We start from the raw sequence: 5,864 nt of genomic DNA, 5'->3' as shown, positions 1-5,864 counted from the left end.
GCGTCACCGCTGGCGCGGTCGGCGGCGAAGTTGTCTTTGCCGCCGAGCCAGTAGTCATACCGGCGGGCCGGGTGCGCGGTGAACACGTCCAACTGCGCTGGGGGCGGCGGGTCGCCGGTGGGCACGGTTGCTCCATCCTCACTCTTGATCGTGGTGGGCGGCAGGGTTGGGGGCCGGGGCCGGCCCGGGTGGCGGCGCAGGCCGGCCCCGGCATGGGGAAGGGAATGAAGGTTTAGGGGTGCCACATGGGCCAGACCGGGGGGCAGCCGTCCACGGTGACCGGGGGGCCGAGGTCGGTGTAGCCGAGCCGCTGGTAGAGGTCGTGGTTGCGGGGGTCGTTGGCTTCCAGGAACACCCCGCGGCCCGGCTCGCCGGGTCCGGTGGGTGGGCCGGTGATGAGGCTGGTGCCGACGCCGTGGTTCTGCCGTGCCGGGGTGACCCCGATCCAGGCCAGGTAGTGGTGCGGCCGGTCCGCCGGTTGGCGGGCGGCTAGGGCCTCGTCGAGGCGGGCCAGGCGCCGCGCGGCGGGCGAGAGGGGGAGGTCGAGGGGGTCGAGCAGGTGGTGCACGTCGGGGGTGCCGGGTGGCAGGGGGTGGGTGTACCAGACGGCGACGCCGGTGACCGGTTCGGTGGGTGGGTGCGCGACCCGGATGGTGCCGTGGGTGTGGGCGTGTTCGAGCAGAGCGGTGAAGTAGAACCGCAGCTGAGTGTGGCGGGTGTGCGGGTCGGGTTCGGCCCACCGGCTGACGCCGTTGTCGGTGAACGCAGCGGTGAGCACGCTAACGCAGGCCGCGGTGTCGCCGGGGCCGGCGGTGCGGATGACCAGGTTGGCCACATGGGTGGATGTCACAGGAAATCGTCCTTTCCGGAGTGCCGCAAGATGTGATCCGATGTGCGGACCCGGCTGTCCGCCGGCGGGCCGCCCGACCGGGTGCTGCCGGCGCCGGTACCGTCACGGCCGTGTCGCGCGACGGCTGCGGCGCGCCCGGCCGCGGTGCCGGGCCGGCTGGGCGGGTGGGCGTGCCGGCCGGGCGGGCGGGGTTGGTGGTGCTGGTCGCCGTGGCCGATCACCGCGTATACGTGCGGCTGGTGCCGGCGCAGCCAGCGGGCCCAGATGGTCCCGGCGGCCGCGGCCAGCAGGTAGCCGGCGGGGAACGCCCAGGTGCGTGCCGGGCTGCGGGTGCCCAGTAGCTGGTCGAAGAACAGCACGGTGACGGTGGTCAGCCCGCACAGCAGCCACGCCGCCGCCCCCGGGGCGAGCCGGCGCCGCCACCAGCCGCCCAGCCGGCGGTGGTGCAGGAACCGGGCCACCGCGACCGCGGTGAGGCTGATCAGGATCAGCACGCCCAGCCCGCCGCCGACGGTGCCGTAGAAGAACAGGTCCACCGTCGGGTCCCACCCGCCAGCAATCGCCGCGGCGATGACGGCGGCGGCCAGCAGGGACTGGGCGGCGCCGGCGGTGACGGGAACCTCGTCGGCGCGGGTGCGGGCCAGCCAGCCGGGCAGTACTCCTTCGCGGGCCAGGGTGAGGGTGTAGCGGGCCACCGTGGAGTGGAACGCCAGCATCGCCGCGAACAGGCTGGTCACGAACAACACCGCCGCGACCCGCACCGCCGCGGGCGGCAGGTAGGGGGCGGGCAGCACGAAGAACAGGTCGGTCAGATGCGCCCGCGCGGTCGCGATGATGTGCTGCGGGCCCACGACCACCGTCATCGCCCACGCCGTTCCCGCATACAACACCCCGACCACGGCCAGGATCAGCGTGATCGCCCGCCGCGGATGCCGGCGCGGGTCGCGGGCCAGCACCGCGAACGCCAGCGGGATCTCGAACCCGACCAGCCCGGTGATCGCCCCGACCAGCGATGCCACCCCCCGCTGATCGGCCAGCAGCCACGGGTTCAGCGCGGTGAACCGCACCACCTGCCCGGCCGGGTGGGCCAGCATCACCGCGTCCGCGACGACCACCACCGTGATCTCCGCAGCCACCAGCGCGGCGAGCAGCCGGGCGTTCATCCGCACCCGCAGCTGCCCCAGCACGGTGACCGCCGCCCACCCGGTCAGCGCCCACCCGGCCCAGGACCCCGGCCCGCCCACCGTCGTGGACAGCGCCGCGGCCGCCACTCCGAACGCCCCGTACAGGCCGATCTGGATCGCGTTGTAGGCCAGCAGCGCCACCCCCGCCGCCGCGACCCCCGCCGGGCGGCCCAGCCCCGCCGCCGCGTAGGAGTAGAACGCCCCCGAGTTCGGCACGTGCACCGCCATCACCGACACCCCGACCGCGAACAACCCCAGTACCAGCGCGGCCAGCACATACCCGGCCGGGGTGCCCAGCTGTTCCACCCGGCCGAACCCCAACGGCACCGCCCCCGCGACCACCGTCAACGGCGTCACCGCCGCGATCCCCAACGCGAACAAGCCCGCCGTGCCGATCCGCCCGGCCAGCATCTGCTCACGCACCGACGGCATCCGCCCCCGCCCCATCACACACACCTCCCATATACTCCACAATGGACACTCAAGATGGAGGGCGCTGGAACTCTCCCTTCCCCGTACGGCATCCGGCCCTCTGCCGGGCCCGGGTACGCCGCAGCTACGGCACGGTCAGCGGGCTACCGCGCCGGTGCGGATCACCGTCGTGGCCGCCTCGATCAGCTCCCGCCACACCCCGACGACCTGCTGCACCTGCCCGTAGGCGTGCTCCACCAGGTCCTCGCCCACCGCCTGCAACGGATGCTCGGTGATGCTGGAATTCCAGATCAACGCGAGCAGGAACCGCTGCGTGTCCGTGAGCGTCCAGCCTTCCCGCACCGCGTGCACCAGACCGGCATGCACCCACGCCGGGCCGGTATCGCCCTGCCGGGCGGTCACCACCAGCCGGCGCCGCACCCCGGCCCGGTGGGCCACCGCAGCACCGGAGGCGACCAGCCGCTGCGCTACCCGCTCACAGCAGCCGGCTGACAGCACCTCCAGCCACGTGCCGGCCGGGTGCCGCTGCCCCTCCCCCGCAATCTGCGTGACGACCCGCCCACCCAGCTCGTCCAGCACCGGCGCCGGCACCCACGCCACCACCATCCCGCCGCTGACACCCACCGCCTCCGATGTCGCCAGCTCACCCAGCAACGCCGCCGCGACCATCACCCCCGCCGCCCGCGCCGACGTGCGCAACCCACCGGTCCAGTCATGATGGGTCAACCAGAAAGCCTCATCCGCCAGCACACGTCCACCTCCACCCCTATTCGGATCCGCACGCCCCGCCGGACGTGAATGTTCTTATCCATTCCGGCCGGACATCTTCTCCGCGGTTATGGATCTACGATGGAATCGCCTTTGATATCCCGCTTGTTTTGTTGACAAGATCCTGCAATGCGCGCCCGGCGCAACGGAACACAGCCGCGTTCCGGTGTTGTTCCGGTCTCGTATTGACGGCTACCAACCGGCGGCCGCTACCCTGGATCCGGTGACGAAAAAGGCCGTTCCCGGTCGAGGAGACGTTGCGTGACAACGGTGGCGAAATGGACCGGACGCGAGGCGAAAGCGTTGCGGGAAGCCCGCCGGATGAGCATCCGCGCCTTCGCCGCCCACCTCGGCGTGGCCACCGCATCGGTCGCGAACTGGGAGAAACGCGGCTCGCGGATCCGGTTGCGGACCGAAACCCAGGAGATCCTCGACCGTGTGCTGGCCGCCGCGCCGGCCGAGGCCCACGACCGGTTCACCGCACTCCTCAACCCGCCCGCCGGGCAAACACCGCCAGCCACCGGTGACGGCGCCGAACGGCTGCGACACGCGCTGGCGCATCCCGGCCGGGCCGATCTGGCCACCGCAGCGCACCTCGGCGAGCAGATCCACCACCTCGACGGCGCCTACCACCGCACCCCGTCCGCCAGCCTGATCGGTACGGCCAGCCAGCGCCACGCCGAGATCTCCTTCCTGACCAGCCACGCCCCCGCAGGACCCGTCCGGCAACAGCTCCTGCAGACATTGGCCGCATCCGCCGTCCTGATGGGACAACTCGTGTGGGATGCGGCGCTGCGCCGCGATCACAAGGCAGCCCTGGGCTACTTCGACCAGGCCGTCCGCGCCGGCCACGCCGGCGGCGACAGCATGAGCACCGCACGCGCGCAGCTACGCATGAGCCTGGTCGCCCTGTACGGGCAGAAGAACCCGGTCATGGGACTGCACCTGGCCAGCCAGGCCGCCGCCACCAGCCACGCCACCAGCACCGCCTTCACCGGCCTCGCCCTGCTGCACGCCGCCGAAGCCCACGCCACCATGGGCCAGGCCCGCGACTGTGAAACCTCCCTGCACACCGCCGGCCAGCTCATCGACACGACCAGCCCCGGCGACCCGGCCGCCTCGCTGGTCAACGCCGAAGACACCCACCGGATGGCCGGCTCCTGCCACCTGCGCCTCGGCCACCCCACGCAAGCCGCCCGCCTGCTCCACGTCGCCACCCGCCGCGGAGGAACCACCAAAGCCACCGCGATCGCCGCCGCGAACCTCACCATCGCCTACGCCCACCAGCGCCAGCCCGACCGAGCCGTCGCCAGCCTGCACCACGCCATCGACATCATCGCGGCCACCCGCGGCGGTGGCGGGCTCACCACCGCCTTCACCGCGCTGCGCACACTCAACCCGTGGCGCACCACCCCCGACGTGCAGCACGTCCACGACCGCCTGCACGACCTCATGACCGCCTAAACCCCTCGGGGGGATCGTGTCACCCAGCAACCTGCCTGTCCAGCAGGCCAAACAACAACTACGATCCCGCATCTGGCAGACCCTGGAACGCCACCACGTCGTCGAGGACGGCGTGACCGGATACATCCCCGACTTCACCGGCGCCGACCGTGCCGCCGCCCGGCTCGCCGCCACCGACGCCTGGCAGCACGCCCACACCATCGCGGCGAACCCGGACCGTGCCCAACTCGCCGCCCGCGCCCTCGCCCTCACCCACGGCAAAACCGTCTACATGGCCGTACCCCGCCTCGCCGGCACCCGCCCGTTCTACCTGCTCGACCCCACCCAACTACACCAACCACCAGAACAAGCAGCCCTGCACCAAACCGCCGGACGCCACGCCCCAACCGTCACCACCGACCAGATGCAGCCCATCGACCTGATCATCTGCGGCAGCGTCGCCGTCACCCCCACCGGCGCCCGCCTCGGCAAAGGAGCCGGCTACACCGACCTCGAAATCGCCCTGCTCACCGAAGCACACCTGATCACCGACCACACCACCATCGCCACCACCATCCACCCCCTGCAACTCATCCACGACCCCATCCCCGAAACCCCCCACGACTTCCCCATCGACCTCATCGTCACCCCCGACCACACCCTCACCTGCCCCCGCCGCCCACGCCCCACCGGACTCCTCACCGACCACCTCACCACCGACCTGATCACCGCCATACCCGCGCTCAGCGCGCGGCAGCCGCACCGCAAGAGACGCTGAGAAATATGGCAGCCCGCCCGCAGGCGCACACCGCCGGCACGAGCCGGCGGCCGCAATCCCTCGCGCTAGCGCGGAGCACGACCCACGGCGTCGACCGTGTCCTCAGACGCTGGCGGCATCCAGCCGCACGGACGACGCCGTGTCGTCCGGATCGCAGGCGTTCCACACTGGAATGGTGCGGACCCTGCGCGGGCTTCACCGGCTCCGCACCCGCCTTCATCCCTGGCGCAACCGCACCGCAGTACGGGCCGTTCCTACGGCTGATCGGATCAGACTAGCCAGCCAGCCACTGCGTAACCGACCTCACCACCGACGCTTGCGGGGCTGTACCCGAAAAGGTGTTTCTGGCCCGATTCGCCGGACTTGAGAACCGGCGGGATGGGCACAGTGAGTAATGACGTCAGAGATC

Annotated in this window: 6 protein-coding genes; 2 read left to right on the top strand and 4 right to left on the bottom strand. The window is 71.8% G+C overall.

Translation table 11 applies throughout. From position 1 onward, the window contains the following. From IEY73_RS32365 to IEY73_RS32350, 4 genes are all read right to left on the bottom strand, one after another. A partial coding sequence (locus IEY73_RS32365; RefSeq protein WP_229716381.1) for an SAM-dependent methyltransferase occupies window positions 1-125 on the bottom strand: 125 nt, incomplete at its 3' end. 107 nt (window positions 126-232) lie between these two features. Further along, on the bottom strand, window positions 233-850 hold the full coding sequence (locus tag IEY73_RS32360) for a GNAT family N-acetyltransferase (RefSeq protein ID WP_189083161.1): 618 nt from the start codon (window positions 848-850) through the stop codon (window positions 233-235). Continuing rightward, window positions 847-2,457, bottom strand: coding sequence for an APC family permease (locus IEY73_RS32355; protein ID WP_189083160.1), 1,611 nt, complete (start codon window positions 2,455-2,457; stop codon window positions 847-849). The genes IEY73_RS32360 and IEY73_RS32355 overlap by 4 nt, the downstream gene beginning before the upstream one ends. 144 nt (window positions 2,458-2,601) lie before the next feature. Then, complete coding sequence (locus IEY73_RS32350) at window positions 2,602-3,216, bottom strand: GPP34 family phosphoprotein (RefSeq protein ID WP_268240511.1); 615 nt, start codon at window positions 3,214-3,216, stop codon at window positions 2,602-2,604. Between the two features lie 279 nt (window positions 3,217-3,495). On the opposite strand from IEY73_RS32350, the gene IEY73_RS32345 reads away from it, so the two are divergent. Both IEY73_RS32345 and IEY73_RS32340 read left to right on the top strand, forming a co-directional pair. Further along, on the top strand, window positions 3,496-4,698 hold the full coding sequence (locus tag IEY73_RS32345) for a helix-turn-helix domain-containing protein (RefSeq protein WP_189083158.1): 1,203 nt from the start codon (window positions 3,496-3,498) through the stop codon (window positions 4,696-4,698). A 16-nt stretch (window positions 4,699-4,714) separates the two neighbouring features. Continuing rightward, window positions 4,715-5,455, top strand: a complete 741-nt coding sequence (locus tag IEY73_RS32340; protein ID WP_229716380.1) for a 5-formyltetrahydrofolate cyclo-ligase — start codon at window positions 4,715-4,717, stop codon at window positions 5,453-5,455. Window positions 5,456-5,864: the final 409 nt, after the last annotated feature.

Origin of the sequence: Mangrovihabitans endophyticus (assembly GCF_014646155.1) — a bacterium.
Taxonomy (GTDB): Bacteria; Actinomycetota; Actinomycetes; order Mycobacteriales; family Micromonosporaceae; genus Actinoplanes; species Actinoplanes endophyticus.
The sequence above is the reverse complement of the archived record's forward strand: the minus strand, read 5'-3'. Positions and strand labels throughout refer to the sequence as shown.